Origin of the sequence: Pseudomonas sp. GV071 (assembly GCF_003050835.1) — a bacterium.
Taxonomy (GTDB): Bacteria; Pseudomonadota; Gammaproteobacteria; order Pseudomonadales; family Pseudomonadaceae; genus Aquipseudomonas.
In genome coordinates this window covers 299,184-314,674 of sequence record NZ_QAOJ01000004.1, presented here as the reverse complement: position 1 = coordinate 314,674, position 15,491 = coordinate 299,184, and the positions used below count along the sequence as shown (strand labels likewise).

Sequence of the window (15,491 nt, the reverse complement as noted above, 5' to 3'; positions counted from 1 at the left end):
AATGCATGCTCCTCAGTCCTGAAGTTCGGCCTGGCTTTCAACGGGGTCGATCAGCACTGCCTTATCCTGGCGGACCATCAGGTCCAGAATTTCGTTTTGCTTGTCACCGAGAATTCCCGAAAAGCTGATGCCCGACGATTTGGTCGGCGCCAACATGGCCACCCGGTACAGCTCCACCGACAGCGGCGAGTCGATGGAGAGCGGCCCGGAGCCGTTACTGATCAGCTCGCCGCCGACCACGATCATCGACACCTTGGTATCGAACGGGTCGAGGTCGATGTCGCGGTCGGTGTCGCTCAAGTCTTTGATGTGGCCGTATACGCCCACCAGGCGGTTATCCACAGCCAGGTTCTCGTACAGGCGAATGTTGGTGCTGTTGCGCAAGCGAATGCCGTGGCGTTCGTTGCTCAACACCTTGTTGCCCCACAGCAGGTTGTTGGAGCTTTCGTACAGCGTGATGCCGTCGGATTGGTTGTGATAAACCTCGTTGTAGGCCACCAGGTTGTTGACACTGTTCCGGTCAATCACGATGCCCGAGAGTTTGTTCTCGTAGACCTTGTTATTGATGATCCAGCTGTCATCCACTTCGCGGGAAATGATGATCCCGTGCTTCTTGTGGGTGCCGTACACGGTGTTGCCGGCAATCACCAGACGGCGCGAGCGGTCGTGGGGGTCGATGCCGTAGATGATGTTGTCGCGGTAGGTGTTGTCCTTGACCACGAAGTCCTGGGTTTCGTAGCAGTAGAAGCCGTACCACAGGTCTGAGAACTCGGAGCCGATGATCCAGCCGGTGGGCATACCGCGACCCATTTGCTTGCTCATGTTCGGCGTGTACTGGGAAATACTCAGGCCGTAGGACTTACTGGTGTTGTAACCGAAGCTCGCGATCTTGCTATTGACGATATAGGTCTCGGTGCCGCCCCACGAGAGCAGAAACGGGCGGAATTCCTCCGGTTTTTTAAACGTGGCCGGGGCCTTTTTCGCTTCGTTCCAACCGGTGAGGTTGGTGTCGGTGATAAACAGTTTGCCGTCGTTGACGATAAAGGCGCCGCGGTCTTGCGACAGGTGCAGTTGCTTCACGTCTTTGTCGATCTGCAGGCTGGCGTTGTGCGCCACCACCAGCGGCAGGCGCAGGGTGTAGGTGCCGTCGGCGTCCGCGCTCAGGTACTGCTTGGGCACTTTTTTGCTCAGCTCGCTGAAGCTCATATAGCCGCCCTCGACGAAGATCGCCTGGGGCATGCCGCGCTGACGGGTTACCCATTCGGCCATGCGGTTGTTGCCGCCGATAAATTCTTTCAAGGCGTCTTGCTGCACCATCCGGCGCACGGTGACGCTGCCCTTTTTGCTGCGGTCGATCTTGGCGTTGACCGCCTCGGCGGTGTAGCCGCTGAGGTCGGGCAACTTCGGCGCGGCCAGCTCCAGCGCTTTGGTCGGCGCGGTGGTCACGGTGTAGCTTTTGGCTTGGCGCAGTTCTTTGGTGGCCTGCGGTTTGCCGTCTTCTGGCAGCGGCGCGTCACTGGCGCGCGCCGCATCCTGCTGGCTATCGGAGGCCGGCGGCGCTTCGACGGCCATGGCCGAGCCGCTGAGCAGCAGCGCACCAGCCAATAGCAGTGCAAGCAACGGCGGGGTCTGGTCAGGCATGTCAGGAGTTCTCCATGGCCGCGTCATCAGAAGCGCCAGATCACGTCGACGAAGGCGCGGTGCATATACGAATCGGCATCCGGGCCATAGGCGTCGCCAGGCTTGAACACGCCGCCACGAAAGCGCACCAGGGCCGAGGGTTCATCGATGGCCTGGCTGACAGCGGCGGGCAACAGGCCCTGTTTGAAGTACTTGGTCACCACCAGATCGACTTCCTGGCCGACATCCTTTTCACCGTCCTGCATGGCGGCGTTGATGCCGCTGGTGCCGATTGGTTGCTGGTCATCGACGCGCCAGAACTTGTGGTACACCAGGCTGGCGTCGTAGTCCTCGCGTAGCTGCCAGGAGCCGAACAGCGTGGCGGCCTGCAGGTTGCTTAGTTCGCCGCGAAACGCCTCCCCAAAGCGGTGAACCCGCGAGCGGGTGCCGGTGTAGGTGGAGCGGTTACTTTCCAGGCCGGTCTGTTCGAAGTTGTCGCCACCATCGTCGCCACCGCCGCCGCTACCACGGGCATAGGCGCCGCCGATCTGCCAGTTCTCATCGAATTTCCAGCGCAGGCCCAGGTCGGTGGCCCAGGCGCTGACATCACCGCTCTGCTTGCCGGTGGCAATCTGTTCGCCGCCGACGGTGGTGGTGTTCAAGCGGTCGCGGTCACCGGTCAGGCTGGTGACGCTGGCCCAGTAGTTCAGGCGGTTTTCGTTGCGCGGGTTGTAGGCGTCGCTGTTGGCTTGCAGGCCGACCCAGGTGAGGTCGCCGGTGCTGGTTTTATCCAGCTCGTCGACGGTTTCGCCAGGGTCGTTGAGGTTGCCGTCGTCGCGGGCGTGTTGCACGTTCAGGCCCACCCAGTGGCCGGGTGTCCATTGCGCGGCGACGTCGCCGTAAATGTGCAGGCGGTCTTTGTCTTTGGGCGAGAGTTCGTCGATGTCGGTGCGGTATTCGCTGAAGCGTTCAGCAACACCGAGGTTGGCTTTCAGCAGGGTGGTGTCAAAGGTCCAGTTCAGCGCTTCGATATTGGTGTCACGCCACATGCCGTCGTCGTTACGCAAGCGCTGGCGACCCAGGCGCAGTTCTTCGCCGGGGTAGGGCGTAAGGCCCGAATAGCCGACCCAGAATTCGCGCAGGGCGAGGTAACTTTTGTCTGGCTGGCGGCTGTCATCGCCGCTGCCGCTGCCTGCGTTCTCGCCGTCTTCGGGTTGCTGCAGGGTGTCGGTCTCGATGATGTCCGTAGCACTAACAGCCTGTCCCATGGCATAGCCGCTCCAGTTGCCGCGCTTGCCGTACACCCAGGGGCGCAGGTCGATACCGATACCGTTTACATCGCCGCCACTGCGGGTACCGAGGTCGCGGTCATCTTCGGATTGGGCGGTGATCTTCACGTCCATGCCGTAGCTGCTGCTATCGGTCATCTGCACGCCCCAGGCGGAATGGGCGGTGATCAAGGTGGCGCTCAGGCAAAAACCGGCGCGCGTCCACGTGTTTGTTGTTTTACGTTTTGTGCGATTCATAGTGGCTCCTGCCCGTCCTGACTTTGCATGGCCTGCATCTGCGTAACGGTTTGTAGAGTTGCGCCACGCAGCGCTTGTTCCTCACGCAGCAAGCGTTCCGCTTGGGGGCGCGAGCCAGGGGGTAATTGCTGTTCGATCTGCGCCGCCAGGTCGGGCGCTTGCGGTGTGCCTTTCTGCACGGCGATCTGGCTGAACACATAGGCGTTCACCGGATCGGGGGCGATGCCTCGGCCTTGGGAGAACATCTGCGCCAGGGCAAAATCGGCACTGTTCTGCCCGGCGCGGGCGGCGGCCAGCAGGTGGTCTAGCGCTTGCTGTGGCTGGACCTGGCCGAGGTAACCGCGGCGGTACATCTGGCCCAGGTAGTAGTTGGCGCTGGTCTCGCTTTGCGCCGCTTTGAGCAGGTGCTGTTCGGCTTTTACGGGGTCAGCCGGCAGCAGTTTGCCTTCGTAGTAGAGCTTGCCGAGCAGCAGTTCGGCGCGCGGTTGCGCGGCCTCGCGGCCCTTTTTCAGGTACTCGAGCATCTTGTCGATATCGCCCTGCTCGGGGTAGTCGTAGAGCAATTGCGCGAGGCTCACCCAGGCCGCGGGGTAGGTCGGGGCAATCTGTTCCAGCATCTGTTGCGCGGTCGCCGGGTCGGTTTTGCCGCCGCTCTCTCCACCTTGAGGGCCTGCTACCAGTTCCGGGTCGGCCAATACCTGCGCAACACCTTCCATACGCGCGGCCGGTACTACGCCACGGCCATAGGCGCCGCGCAGTTGTTCGACCAGGGCTTTCTGCTTATCCGCTTCGCCGCGTTTCTGGTACACGGTGGCCAGTTCCACGTAGCACACATCGGCCGTGGACAATGCCGCTTTGCAGATCTTTTCCACGTCGGCCAGGTGCGCGTCGTAGGTGCCCTGGGTGCGATAGAGCAGCACCTGGGCGAGCTCGGCCTGCGGGTGACCTTGCTCACGCCACTGGCTGATTTTTTCCTGGGCGTTCACGTTGGGGAACGTCTGCGGGTATTGCAGGTAAAGCATGGCCAGCGGCAGCACGGCGCCTTCTTCGCCATTGGCAAAGGCTTGCTTCAGGCGTTTTTCCGCTTCCTGGTGCTCGGCTTCGGTGGCGTTCGGTTTGGTCGCCAGCAGACGGCCCAGGCGCGAGGCGGCCCGTGGCGAGGTGTCTGCCGCCTGGCGATAGGTGTCTTCGGCTGCCGCCAATTGCGCCGGGTCGCCGCTTTCCAGCTGGATATCAGCGAGGCCCACCGAGGCATCGGCATAACCCATATCGGCCAGGGCTTTGTAGTTGGCCTGGGCGGTGGCGGTGTCGCCGTTTTTCAGCGCCTCGTTGGCCAGGCGCTGGTCGGGCAGACCGGCGCAACCGGCCATGCCCATCGCAATGATCAAGGGCGCGACGGCGAGCAGCAGCGGTTTGTAGAGGAAGAGGTGCGGCTGTGCGTTATCCATAACTTAGAGTCCTGCTGCCATGGCTTTGTCCATCAGCCAGCCGAAGGACGGGCCGTTGTCGCTGCTGACTTCCACCGGACGGCCGCCGAGGGCGTTCTCCAGCGGCTCGTCCGGCTGGATCACCACGCGGATATCGGAAGACAGGTTGCCGGTGTCATTCAGGCTGCTGCTGATCACCTTGCCGCCGCGCACGTCATCAAGACCGGCGACCTGGAAGTTCACTCGCGCACCCGGTTTGATCTCGTTGAATTTGCTGTAGGGGAAGCGTGCTTCCACCTGGGCCTTGGCTTCACGCGACACCAGGTCGAAGATCACATCGCCCTTGCTCGCGTATTGGCCGTCGGCCACGTATTGCTTGGCCAGCACGCAGTCGCATGGGCTGGTCAGGGTGCCCTTCATTTGCTTGTTGAACAGGTTGGCGACGTTGGAAGGGCTCAGGTCTTTGTCGTCCAGATGGCCCTTGAGCATTTCCAGCATCGAGGCGCTGAAGGTGGCAATTGGCGCGCCTTTTTTCACCAGGCCATCGGCGCCGATCAGGCTTTGTACCGTGCCTTCACGGGGCATGGTCACTTGCATGCCGGGCACCTGCACCAGGGCCGATTGGGCGTGGGTGACGAAGTACAGGCTGTAGATGGATTTGAACAGGAAACCGAAGGCCAGCAGGCCGACTACAAACAGCGCGATGCTGAAGGTTACCGCCCGCAGGCGGGCAAAGGCGCTCATGCCGCTGCCGAGTTTCTGTTTGCGCGCCTTGGTGAAGTTTTCCCGCTGCAAGGTGGTGAGCAGCTCGCCAACGCTGACCAACTCGCCGCTCAGGTGGGCGGTGATCAGGTGGCGCAGGGTGCTGATTTCCCGGGGGCGCAGGTTGCTGAATTGGCAGCCGATGCGGTTGGCGTCGAAGTCTACCGAGCGCACCTGAAATTCCACGTCGATGGCCAGGGTGATGTTGTCGATCACAAAGAGCATTTTGCCTTTGTGGAAGTCGCCGACGCGCACGTTGCTGTTGACCGCACCGTAGCTGAAACCACCGGCGGAGATGTCCATGACGGTTTGTTCGACCACTTCGCGGTTCTTGCCGCTGAAGCGGATTTTCGCCGGCAGGCGCACCCGGGCGTGCTGGCGCTGGGCTTCGGATTCGTGCACCACATTGACGTTGACGGCTGTATTCATGGCGTTATTCCTACTCAAAGGTTTTAGTCCGTTGATGGCGGCGACTCACACCACCAGCAGCAACGTGGCGACAAACACGCTGGCGGCGGAGAAGGTCATGGTTCGGGACGACCAGGTGTTGAACCACTGCTGGAAGCTGGCAAGGTCGCGGTTGAGTTTGGTCGGCTGGCGCGTCCAGGACTGCTGGTCGAGGCGGAAGAACACGTAGATCTTCACCAGGGCGCCGACGATCTGGTTGTAATAGAGAATCACCGGGTAGGCGGGGCCGATGTGGTGGCCGCTGACGGCCAGCAGCAGGGTCAGCACCAGACGGGTAAAGCCGATCCACAAGAGGTACACGAGCAGGAAGGCGATGCTGTATTTGAGGCTGGCGATGATGGCCACGGTGAGGCCCAGCAGGCAGGTCCACATCGATACGCGCTGGTCGAACAGCACCAGGCTGGTGAAGAGGCCCAGGCGACCTTTACCCAGCTTCATGGCCCGCGAGTTCTGCCGCAGGTTGTTGCCGTACCAGCGGAACATCAGCTTGCGGCTGGCCTTGATAAAGCTCTTTTCCGGCGGGTGCTCGACGGTGTTGATGGCCGCGTCGGGCACGTAGAAGGTGTCGTAGCCCAGGCGCATCAGGCTGTACCAGCTGGACTTGTCGTCGCCGGTCAAAAACTTGAAACGGCCCAGGCGCCAGTGGTCGAGCGAATCGCTTTCCACGTCGGCAATAAATTCGGGGTTGCTGATGACGGGCGCGCGGAACATCGACATGCGCCCGGTCAGGGTCAGTACGCGTTTGGACAGACCCATGGAGCACATGTTGATGTGCCGCTGAGCGAAGCGCAGCTTGTGCCACTCACTCATGATGTAGCTACCGCGCACTTCGCAGAATTCGTTGGTGGTCAACCCACCGACATTGGGGAACAGCTTGAAATACGGCACGGTGCGACGCACCACGCCAGGCTCCAGCACGCTGTCGCCATCGATCACCGCCACCACCGCATCGCGGTCTGGCATATGCCGGGAGATGGCGCGAAAGCCATGGGCCAGACCGTCGCGTTTGCCGGTGCCGGCAATACGCACGAAGTCGAGGGTCACGTGTTCCGGCGGGTTGTATTTCTCCCACAGGCTCTTCACCAGAAACTCATCGGAGAGTTCGACGATGGAGCACACCACGGTGGTCGGGTAGCCGCTTTCGATCGCTTCGCGGATTACCGATTGGTACACCTGGGCGGTGGTCAGCGCGTCGATGCGAAAACTGGTGACCATCAAAAATACGTGGGAAGGGTCAGCCGCTGTTCCCAGCTTGGCCGCCTTGCGCCGGTAGTGAGGAAACACCACGTACAGAAACAGCACGCCGCGCAGAAAATGCATGGCGCCCATGGAGTAGCGCCAGATGCCGACCGCACCGATCAGAAAGATAAAGTCTTTCGACTCGGGGTCGAACACCGTGCGGGGTAGTGCGAGGGCGAGTCCGCACAGAAGGGCGAGGTAGAACAACCACCCGGCGCCTTCTGCCAGAACCTGCTTGAGCCTATCCATTTATGTGTCCTGTGCGTTTATAGACTAGCCGTCACCCCAGCGAAGGCTGGGGTCCAGGGGCGGCAAATGCGATTGCCTGAGGAAGTCTGGATTCCGAATCGTCGGACCGCCGCCTGCGCGGGAATGACGGTTATTTCGGCCTTACGGCTACCAGCAGATGCCTTCGGTAGTGCCGTTGGTGGTGTGCTTCATGAAACCCACCAGATCGACCACTTGCTTGCCCTCGGGGGCATGCTGCGCCAGTGCCCGGAAACGCTCGTCGCGGTTGCCCAGAACGATGATGTCGGAGTCATCCACGACCTTCTCGAAGTCGCTGTTGAGCAACGAGGAAACGTGGGGGATCTTCGACTCGATGTAGTCCTTGTTGGCGCCGTGAACGCGGGCGTATTCGACGTTGCTGTCGTAGATGGACAGGTCGAAGCCTTTGCCGATAAGCATCTCGGCCAGCTCCACCAGCGGGCTTTCGCGCAGGTCATCGGTGCCGGCTTTAAAACTCAGGCCCAGCAGGGCGACTTTGCGTTTGTCGTGGCTGGCGATGATGTCGAAGGCGTTCTGCACCTGGGCGACGTTGCTGCGCATGATGGCGCCGAGCATCGGGTGTTCGACGTCCAGTTGGCCAGCGCGGTAGGTGAGGGCGCGTACGTCCTTGGGCAAGCACGAGCCGCCGAAGGCAAAGCCCGGGCGCATGTAGTACTGCGAGAGGTTGAGGGTTTTGTCCTGGCAAACCACGTCCATCACTTCGCGGCCATCCACGCCCACCGCTTTGGCGATGTTGCCGATCTCGTTGGCGAAGGTGACCTTGGCCGCGTGCCATACATTGCAGGTGTACTTGATCATCTCGGCGACTTCGATGTCTTTGCGGATGATCGGCGCGTCCAACTCGCTGTACAGCGACTCGAGGGCGTCGCCCGATTGTTTGTCCAACTCACCAATGACGGTCATCGGTGGGTGGTCGTAATCTTTGATCGCGGTGCTTTCACGCAGGAACTCGGGGTTCACCGCGACACCGAAGTCCACCCCGGCTTTTTTCCCGGAGCAATCTTCCAGAATAGGGATCACCACATTTTTAACCGTGCCGGGCAGTACGGTACTGCGCACGACCACGGTGTGGCGCTGGGTTTTATCACGCAGAACAAAACCGATTTCACGGCAAACCGACTCGATGTAATCCAGTTCCAGGTCGCCATTCTTTTTACTTGGGGTGCCGACACACAGCATTGAAAGTTCGGTATCGCGAATCGCTCCGGCAACGTCGGTGGTGCCACGCAGGCGGCCGGTGTCGATACCTTGTTGCAATAAGGCTTCCAGCCCAGGTTCAACGATCGGCGATTTGCCATTGTTGATCAGGTCAATCTTGGCGGTTGAAACATCCACGCCGACAACTTCGTGGCCGCGTGCAGACAGGCAACCGGCACATACTGCGCCGACATAACCTAAACCAAAAATGCTAATACGCATTGTATTCACCTATTACTGTGAGTTACGCCGTTAAACAGTGGATGGTTTGATTAACCATCGCCCTTGTTGTGCGCTGGGTAAGTTGTAATTACCAAAGCGCAGGCATAATAAGTACGTCACATCCAACTAAATGAATGCGTGTTTGGGCATGTTGTAAAAGGGATGCGCCCGGATCTTAGGCCTACGCTCCAACACTGGTCGTAGAGCCTTGGTGAGGCTTTTGCAGTAGGTCTGCTTCTACCTGCTTCTCCATCATTTGTTGGTTCGTTAAGAGCCAATTCCATGTGCCGACTTATAGCGAATAAACAACTACGGCTTATTCAGCAAGTTAGGGTGGCCAGTGCGGGGCAGCACTAAGAAAGCCAACCTGTAAAAAGTCGTTACGGGGTTATGAGCCCGTCGATTTAATGATAGTTCCTACCGTTCGTCAGAGTTTAGCAGCAGGGGAATATACAGAGGAGAAATACGATGATTGCAATGTAATGGCAGGCGCGCTGCATGCCGCCGAGTAGCGGGCGTGAAGCGCTGCAATAACTTTTTGCCAGTACTAAAGATTGGTTAAAGTGCCATCAGCTAAACGTAGGACAATCCACGGCGAAGTCCCAAATCAACGGTCGGGGAACTTTAGCTGGTTATAAGTTGTATAGCGGGAAAGTGCGGAGATATTGGCGTCGAGATAACAGCGCGGAGTGTCGTTTGCAGGGATTGCGGCTGACCGGAGCGGCCGCTCCGGTCAGCCGCGATGCTTTAATCCTCTGCCGCGTCGCGCAGGAAGATCAGGTGGTCCGGTTTGGACTGCGCCGCATCGAAGCGGTAGCCCTGGTAGTTGAAGTCTTTGAGGCCGGTCGGGTCGGTGAGGCGTTCCTTGATCACGAAGCGGGCCATCATGCCGCGCGCTTTTTTGGCGTAGAAGCTGATGATCTTGTATTGGCCGTTTTTCATGTCCTTGAAGTCGGTGTTGATGATCCGGCCCTTCAACGCCGGGCGTTTCACCGCGCCGAAGTATTCGTTGGAGGCCAGGTTCAGCAGCACATCATCGCCTTGGGCTTTGAGTGCCTGGTTCAGCCAGGCGCTGATGTTGTCGCCCCAGAACGCATACAGGTCTTTGCCGCGGGCGTTGGCGAGCTTGGTGCCCATTTCCAGGCGGTAGGGCTGCATCAGGTCCAGCGGGCGCAATACGCCGTATAAGCCGGAGAGCATGCGCAGGTGTTTTTGCGCAAAGTCGAAGTCGTCTTCGCTGAAGTCTTCGGCGTGCATGCCGGTGTACACATCCCCCTTGAACGCCAGCAGTGCCTGCTTGGCATTTTTGGCGGTGAACTTGGGTGTCCAACTGCCAAAGCGCGCGGCATTCAAGCCGGCGAGTTTGTCGGACAGGTGCATCAGCTCGGCAATCTGCGCCGGGCTGAAATCGCGCAGCTGGCTGATCAGTTCCTGAGCGTGGTCCAGGTGTTGCGGCTGGGTGTGGCGGGAGGTGACCGGTGGGGTGTCGTAGTCCAGGGTCTTGGCGGGTGAAATCACCATCAGCATGGGAGCGTCTCCTAAAGGCAGCGGCGATTCTAAGCGCTGCCAAGGCTTTTGTCTTAGCCGCGTAGGCGCTGGCGATAGGCGCCTGGCGTCTCACCGCAGAGCAGCTTGAACAGCTTGGCAAAGGCCGCACGGTCGCCGAAACCGACCTGCGCGGCCACCTGTTCCAGCGAGCGTGCGGGCTGGCGCAACGCCGCCTGCGCGGCGCTGATGCGCAAGCGCTGCAGGTACTCATTGGGCGTCAGCCCGGTGCTGGCGCGAAAACGCCGCAGCAGGGTGCGCGGTGAGCAATTGGCCTGCTCGGCCAGGCGCTGCAGGTCCAGTGCTTGTGCGTAGTGCTGCTGCATCCACCGCAGGAGCGGCTGCAGCGGGTCGTTGCGTGGCGTCTCCGGCAGCAACGGCTCAAAGCGCGTTTGCTCACCGCGGTGGTGTTCAAACACCAGCGCCGCTGCCACCTTCTGCGCCAGATCGGCACCGGCATGCCAGGCAATCAGGTACAGGCACAAGTCCAGGCCAGCTTGGGCGCCCCCCGAGCAGAACACCGGCCCGTCATGGGTCAGCAAGTGCTCCGCCTGCAACTTCACCAAGGGAAAGCGCTGGCGAAAGGTCGACGCCAGGCTCCAGTGGGTGGTGGCCGTGCGGTTGTCGAGCACGCCGGCTGCGCCCAACAGAAACGCGCTGCTGCACAGGCTGGCCAGGTAACGCTGGGACACCTGCGCTGCCAGCCAGGGCAGCAGCGCGGCATTACTGCTCAGGGTGGTATCGATAGCACTGCCGGTGGCGGGCAGCAAAACCAGATCCGCTGTTTCCGCCAGACGCAGCGCACCGTTGACATTGATACGGGCGAACTGCAAATCCACCCCATGGCCATCCAGGCTGAACCGTTGCAGCTGAAACACCCGCTCGCCCGCCAACTGGTTGGCCAACTGAAACGCATCCATTGCCATGCTCAGGCTCGAGCACACGGTTTGCGGGCAAACATACAGAGCGATACGCAGCATGAGGAGGCTAACCAGACGGGAATATTGGCTATATTTGACACAAAGTTGTCGATATAGCCAATCGCCGGACGGCGCTGACGCCTCGACAATGGGCCACCCTTTATCCACACCGGAGCTGCCATGAGCCACCCCAACGCCGAACTTATCACCCGCTTCTACCAGGCCTTCCAGCGCCAGGACGCTGAAGCCATGGCCGCCTGCTACGCCGACGACGTGCAGTTCAGTGATCCCGTATTCCCCAACCTGAAGGGTGCAGAAGCGGGTGACATGTGGCGCATGCTCACCAGCCGTGCGCAGAACTTCTCCCTCGATTTCTCCGACGTGCAGGCCGACGAGCACACCGGCAGCGCCAAGTGGGTGGCCACCTACCTGTTCAGCGGCACCGGGCGCATGGTGGTCAATCGGATCCAGGCCAACTTCGTATTTCGTGATGGCAAGATCGTCGAGCACCACGACCACTTCGATTTGTGGAAATGGTCGGCACAGGCGCTGGGCGCGAAGGGTGCGTTGCTGGGCTGGACGCCGCTGGTGCAGGGGGCGATTCGCAAGCAGGCGGGGAAAGGGTTGGCGGCATTTCGGGCGGGGCGCTGAATATTCTGAGGAGGCCTCGGTTACCATAGCGGCCCCAACTCCGTCGTCCCAGCGAAGGCTGGGACCCAGAATGTTGGACGTTACGACGTTCTCGGTTCGACCCTAGAATCTGGGTCCCAGCCTGCGCTGGGACGACGGGGATGACTTCTATTTACTTGCAGGCTTATCTCGTTGCCGTTGCCCGAATCTCTCCCGACGCCTGTCGTCGAAATTGCAGGTAAACCCTGGTTCGTCTACCTCGTCCGCGCCGCCAATGGTGCGTTGTACTGCGGTATCAGCGACGACGCGCAACGTCGTTTCGCTGTGCACCAGAGTGGCAAGGGCGCGCGGTTTTTCTATTCGAGCCCGGCGGTGGCCTTGGTGTATGTCGAGAGTTGTGCGGGCAAGGGCGATGCATTGCGCCGTGAGCGCACGATCAAGCGCCTGAGCAAAAAGGCCAAGGAAAACCTGGTGCTTGCCTGGGCGGCGATTCAACCCGGTTATGACGTGTCATCAGCCTGATTGGGTAGGCCGGGGCGGTGGAGCCGCGTAAGCTTCAGCGTTCATCAAGCGCCCCCGGAGCCTGCTATGCACGAGTTGATCCTGCACCATTACCCCACTTCGCCGTTCGCCGAAAAAACCCGCCTGATGCTGGGTTTCAAGCAGCTGTCCTGGCGCTCGGTAATGATTTCGCCGGTGATGCCCAAGCCGGATCTGGTGGCCCTCACCGGCGGCTACCGGAAAACCCCGGTGCTGCAGGTTGGCGCCGATATCTACTGCGATACCGCGCTGATCGCTCGCCGCCTGGAAGCGGAGAAGGCCACGCCGGCGCTGTTCCCGGCTGAGCAATTGTTTGCCATCACCGGCTTTACCAACTGGATCGACTCGGTGCTGTTTCAGCATGCCGTGGCGTTGGTGTTTCAGCCGGATTCGGTGGCCATCCGTTTTGGCAAATTGCCGCCCGAAGCGGTGAAAGCCTTTATCGCTGACCGCGCTGGTCTGTTCAGCGGTGGCACTGCGGCCCGTGTGCCGTTGGCGCAAGCGCAGCACCAGTGGCCACAACTGATGGCGCGTCTGGAGCACCAGTTCGATGCCAGTGGCAGTGACTTCCTGTTCGGCGAAGCCAGCCATGCCGACTTCGCCCTGGCCCACCAACTGTGGTTCCTCAAAGCCACGCCGGTGACCTCGCCGCTGGTGGATAACTATCCGCTGGTATCCGCCTGGCTGGGCCGCGTGCTCGGTTTTGGCCATGGCTCGTCGACGCCGATGACAGCCGAGGAAGCCTTGGACGTGGCGCGCAGCGCTACGCCCGCGCCGCTGCCGGATGAAGTGTTTGAAGACCCGAATGGGTTCAAGGCCGGCCAGCAGGTGATCATTGCCGCTACCGATTACGGTGTTGATCCAGTGGCCGGTGAGCTGGTGTATGCCGGTCGTGAGGAGCTGATTCTGCGTCGCGAAGATCCCCGTGGCGGTGTGGTGCATGTGCACTTCCCGCGGTATGGCTTCAAGATCGAAGCGCAGGCCTAAGCAGCCTCGATCTCGTAGGAGCGGCTTCAGCCGCGATTCCTGGAAACGAAAAATCAAGAGCATCGCGGCTGAAGCCGCTCCTACGCGAGATATGAACAAAAACGCCCGGCAATGACCGGGCGTTTTTGTGTGCGCTTTTTAAATCAGATCCCCGACTTGATCGCGCTCCAGTTGCGTGTGATCACGCGCATCGCGGCTTGCGATGGCGGCAGGCTGACAAACATTTTGTCGATCAGTTTTTCGTCCGGGTAGATCGCCGGATTTTCCCGTACAGCCTGATCCTGCAGTGGCTGCGAAGGGGTGTTGGGGTTGGCGTAGTGCAGGTAGTTGCTGATCTTGGCAATCACGTCCGGGCGCAGCAGGTAATTGATGAAGGCGTGGGCGCCGGCAGCGTTTTTGGCGGTTTTAGGAATCGCCAGGTTGTCGAACCAGATGTTGCTGCCCTGGTCCGGCAGGCTGTAGGCGACGGTGTTTTTGTTGCCGGCATCGATCGCGCTTTGCCGCGCTTGCAGCACATCACCGGAGAAGCCGACAGCGACGCAGATATCACCGTTGGCCAGGTCGGCGATGTACTTGGTGGAGTTGAAGTAGGTGATCGATGGTTTGAGGGTTTTCAGCAGCTTGGTGGCGGCGGCGATGTCTTCGGTTTTTTCGCTGTTGGGGTCAAGGCCCAGGTAGAGCATGGCCAGCGGAATGATCTTGGTCGGCTCATCGAGCATGGCCACGCCGCAGCCTTTGAGCTTGGCCAGGTTCTCGGGTTTGAACACCAGGTCCCAGCTGTTGACCGGCGCGTGGTCGCCAAACGCCGCTTTGACTTTTTCAGCGTTGTAACCGATGCCGACAGTGCCCCACAGATAGGGCACGGCAAATTTGTTGCCTGGGTCGGAGGTTTCCAGGCGCTTGAGCAACGACGGATTGAGATTTTTGCTGTTAGGCAGTTGCGCCATGTCCAGCGGGGCATAGAGGCCGGTTTTTACCTGACGGGCGAGAAAGTCGGCGGGGGTGACTACCACGTCATAGCCGGAGTTGCCGGTGAGCAGCTTGGTTTCCAGAATGGCGTTGGAGTCGAAGGGTTCCAGCACCACTTTGATGCCGGTTTCTTTTTCAAAGTCGGCGAAGGTGGTCGGGCCAACGTAGTCGCCCCAGTTGGCGAAGTGAATTTCCTGCTGCGCTGCCGTGGCTTGCAGCGAGATCCCCATTAAAAGACCGATAGCACAGCTGAGTGTGGTTTTGCCGAACGAGCCTTTCATCATGCTTACTCCAGTGAACCGTGCCGGTTGTTGGAATTTTTAAGCCGGCGGCGATTCGTTGACGTGATGCCACACCGCACACGCGGGGCAGCGCGCAATAGGTAAAGCGGGCAGTGGCTCGAATCTAGGGGCTGGCAGGCGGGGTGTCGTGCGCGCGTGCACGCGAGGAAAATCGACGCGGGAGAAGGGCGTAACGCGAGCTGTATCGGCGCTTCACAAAGGTGCGCTCAGCGCACCCTGCACAACGCTCACTGGGCTTATTCGCCGATATCTTCATTCCATAGCTGCGGTTGCTCGGCGATGAACTGCTCCATCATCGCCACGCAGCTGTGGTTCTGCAGCACATCGACGTTCACCCCGCGTGAGCGCAGCAGCGCTTCGTCGCCCATAAAGGTCTGGTTCTCACCGACTATCACCCGGCGAATGCCGTAGAGCAGAATCGCACCGCTGCACATCGGGCAGGGCGACAGGGTGGTGTAGAGCACCGCCTCGCGGTACAGGCTGGCCGGTTGGCGGCCGGCGTTTTCCAGGGCGTCCATTTCGCCATGCTTGATCACACTGCCTTCCTGCACCCGGCGGTTATGCCCGCGGCCGATGATGCGGCCGTCATGCACCAGCACCGAACCAATGGGAATGCCGCCTTCGGCCAACCCCAGCTGTGCTTCCTCGATTGCCGCTTGCATAAAGGCGTCCATGGTTTCTCCTCGGGTCAGGGCCGTAAATGGCTGTGAGCCTTACCCTAGAGCAGTCTTTTCCCCTCCGCCAGAGCGACTTGGCGTTGGGTTAACTGCCTGAAAGACCGTCATTTTTCCATTTATATCGAATAAGTAGATATGTTTTACCGGATATTTGCGCTTTTTAATCAAATTG

General features: G+C 60.2%; 13 protein-coding genes. 3 read left to right on the top strand and 10 right to left on the bottom strand.

Annotated features, from left to right (window positions below; translation table 11 throughout):
• Positions 1–12: 12 nt before the first annotated feature.
• The 8 genes from algG to C8K61_RS10135 all read right to left on the bottom strand — a co-directional run bounded on the left by algG (position 13) and on the right by C8K61_RS10135 (position 11,274).
• Complete coding sequence (gene algG / locus C8K61_RS10175) at positions 13–1,641, bottom strand: mannuronan 5-epimerase AlgG (protein ID WP_256589403.1); 1,629 nt, start codon at positions 1,639–1,641, stop codon at positions 13–15.
• Between the two features lie 26 nt (positions 1,642–1,667).
• The gene (locus C8K61_RS10170; RefSeq protein WP_108096127.1) at positions 1,668–3,146 is read right to left on the bottom strand and encodes an alginate export family protein; all 1,479 of its coding nucleotides are present in this window, start codon (positions 3,144–3,146) and stop codon (positions 1,668–1,670) included.
• On the bottom strand, positions 3,143–4,594 hold the full coding sequence (gene algK / locus C8K61_RS10165; protein WP_108096126.1) for an alginate biosynthesis TPR repeat lipoprotein AlgK: 1,452 nt from the start codon (positions 4,592–4,594) through the stop codon (positions 3,143–3,145). Before algK ends, C8K61_RS10170 begins: the two co-directional genes overlap by 4 nt.
• Before the next feature lie 3 nt (positions 4,595–4,597).
• Positions 4,598–5,764: an alginate biosynthesis protein Alg44 gene (locus tag C8K61_RS10160; protein ID WP_108096125.1), complete on the bottom strand. Its 1,167-nt coding sequence runs from the start codon at positions 5,762–5,764 to the stop codon at positions 4,598–4,600.
• Positions 5,765–5,809: 45 nt separating this feature from the next.
• On the bottom strand, positions 5,810–7,291 hold the full coding sequence (gene alg8, locus C8K61_RS10150; protein WP_108096124.1) for a mannuronan synthase: 1,482 nt from the start codon (positions 7,289–7,291) through the stop codon (positions 5,810–5,812).
• A gap of 147 nt (positions 7,292–7,438) precedes the next feature.
• Positions 7,439–8,749 (bottom strand): GDP-mannose 6-dehydrogenase, encoded by a 1,311-nt coding sequence (gene algD, locus C8K61_RS10145; RefSeq protein WP_108096123.1) that lies wholly within the window; start codon positions 8,747–8,749, stop codon positions 7,439–7,441.
• A 747-nt stretch (positions 8,750–9,496) separates the two neighbouring features.
• Positions 9,497–10,276, bottom strand: a complete 780-nt coding sequence (yaaA, locus tag C8K61_RS10140) for a peroxide stress protein YaaA (RefSeq protein ID WP_108096122.1) — start codon at positions 10,274–10,276, stop codon at positions 9,497–9,499.
• A 53-nt stretch (positions 10,277–10,329) separates the two neighbouring features.
• Positions 10,330–11,274 (bottom strand): GlxA family transcriptional regulator, encoded by a 945-nt coding sequence (locus C8K61_RS10135; RefSeq protein ID WP_108096121.1) that lies wholly within the window; start codon positions 11,272–11,274, stop codon positions 10,330–10,332.
• 120 nt (positions 11,275–11,394) lie between these two features.
• Here C8K61_RS10135 and C8K61_RS10130 point away from each other — a divergent pair, with 120 nt between their 5' ends.
• The 3 genes from C8K61_RS10130 to C8K61_RS10120 all read left to right on the top strand — a co-directional run bounded on the left by C8K61_RS10130 (position 11,395) and on the right by C8K61_RS10120 (position 13,371).
• The gene (locus C8K61_RS10130) at positions 11,395–11,865 is read left to right on the top strand and encodes a nuclear transport factor 2 family protein (protein WP_108096120.1); all 471 of its coding nucleotides are present in this window, start codon (positions 11,395–11,397) and stop codon (positions 11,863–11,865) included.
• Positions 11,866–12,036: 171 nt separating this feature from the next.
• On the top strand, positions 12,037–12,366 hold the full coding sequence (locus C8K61_RS10125; RefSeq protein ID WP_256589402.1) for a GIY-YIG nuclease family protein: 330 nt from the start codon (positions 12,037–12,039) through the stop codon (positions 12,364–12,366).
• 66 nt (positions 12,367–12,432) lie between these two features.
• The gene (locus C8K61_RS10120; protein WP_108096119.1) at positions 12,433–13,371 is read left to right on the top strand and encodes a glutathione S-transferase family protein; all 939 of its coding nucleotides are present in this window, start codon (positions 12,433–12,435) and stop codon (positions 13,369–13,371) included.
• 143 nt (positions 13,372–13,514) lie between these two features.
• On the opposite strand, the gene C8K61_RS10115 is transcribed toward C8K61_RS10120, so the two are convergent.
• Together C8K61_RS10115 and C8K61_RS10110 are read right to left on the bottom strand one after the other, a co-directional pair.
• Positions 13,515–14,624: a polyamine ABC transporter substrate-binding protein gene (locus tag C8K61_RS10115; RefSeq protein ID WP_371919980.1), complete on the bottom strand. Its 1,110-nt coding sequence runs from the start codon at positions 14,622–14,624 to the stop codon at positions 13,515–13,517.
• 254 nt (positions 14,625–14,878) lie between these two features.
• Positions 14,879–15,316, bottom strand: a complete 438-nt coding sequence (locus C8K61_RS10110) for a nucleoside deaminase (protein WP_108096117.1) — start codon at positions 15,314–15,316, stop codon at positions 14,879–14,881.
• Between the last annotated feature and the right edge of the window lie 175 nt (positions 15,317–15,491).

Excerpts from the sequence above, each read along its gene's own strand:
- algG (WP_256589403.1), bottom strand. The coding sequence starts at position 1,641 with ATGCCTGACCAGACCCCGCCGTTGCTTGCACTGCTATTGGCTGGTGCG.
- C8K61_RS10170 (WP_108096127.1), bottom strand. The coding sequence starts at position 3,146 with ATGAATCGCACAAAACGTAAAACAACAAACACGTGGACGCGCGCCGGT.
- algK (WP_108096126.1), bottom strand. The coding sequence starts at position 4,594 with ATGGATAACGCACAGCCGCACCTCTTCCTCTACAAACCGCTGCTGCTC.
- C8K61_RS10160 (WP_108096125.1), bottom strand. The coding sequence starts at position 5,764 with ATGAATACAGCCGTCAACGTCAATGTGGTGCACGAATCCGAAGCCCAG.
- alg8 (WP_108096124.1), bottom strand. The coding sequence starts at position 7,291 with ATGGATAGGCTCAAGCAGGTTCTGGCAGAAGGCGCCGGGTGGTTGTTC.
- algD (WP_108096123.1), bottom strand. The coding sequence starts at position 8,749 with ATGCGTATTAGCATTTTTGGTTTAGGTTATGTCGGCGCAGTATGTGCC.
- yaaA (WP_108096122.1), bottom strand. The coding sequence starts at position 10,276 with ATGCTGATGGTGATTTCACCCGCCAAGACCCTGGACTACGACACCCCA.
- C8K61_RS10135 (WP_108096121.1), bottom strand. The coding sequence starts at position 11,274 with ATGCTGCGTATCGCTCTGTATGTTTGCCCGCAAACCGTGTGCTCGAGC.
- C8K61_RS10130 (WP_108096120.1), top strand. The coding sequence starts at position 11,395 with ATGAGCCACCCCAACGCCGAACTTATCACCCGCTTCTACCAGGCCTTC.
- C8K61_RS10120 (WP_108096119.1), top strand. The coding sequence starts at position 12,433 with ATGCACGAGTTGATCCTGCACCATTACCCCACTTCGCCGTTCGCCGAA.
- C8K61_RS10115 (WP_371919980.1), bottom strand. The coding sequence starts at position 14,624 with ATGATGAAAGGCTCGTTCGGCAAAACCACACTCAGCTGTGCTATCGGT.
- C8K61_RS10110 (WP_108096117.1), bottom strand. The coding sequence starts at position 15,316 with ATGGACGCCTTTATGCAAGCGGCAATCGAGGAAGCACAGCTGGGGTTG.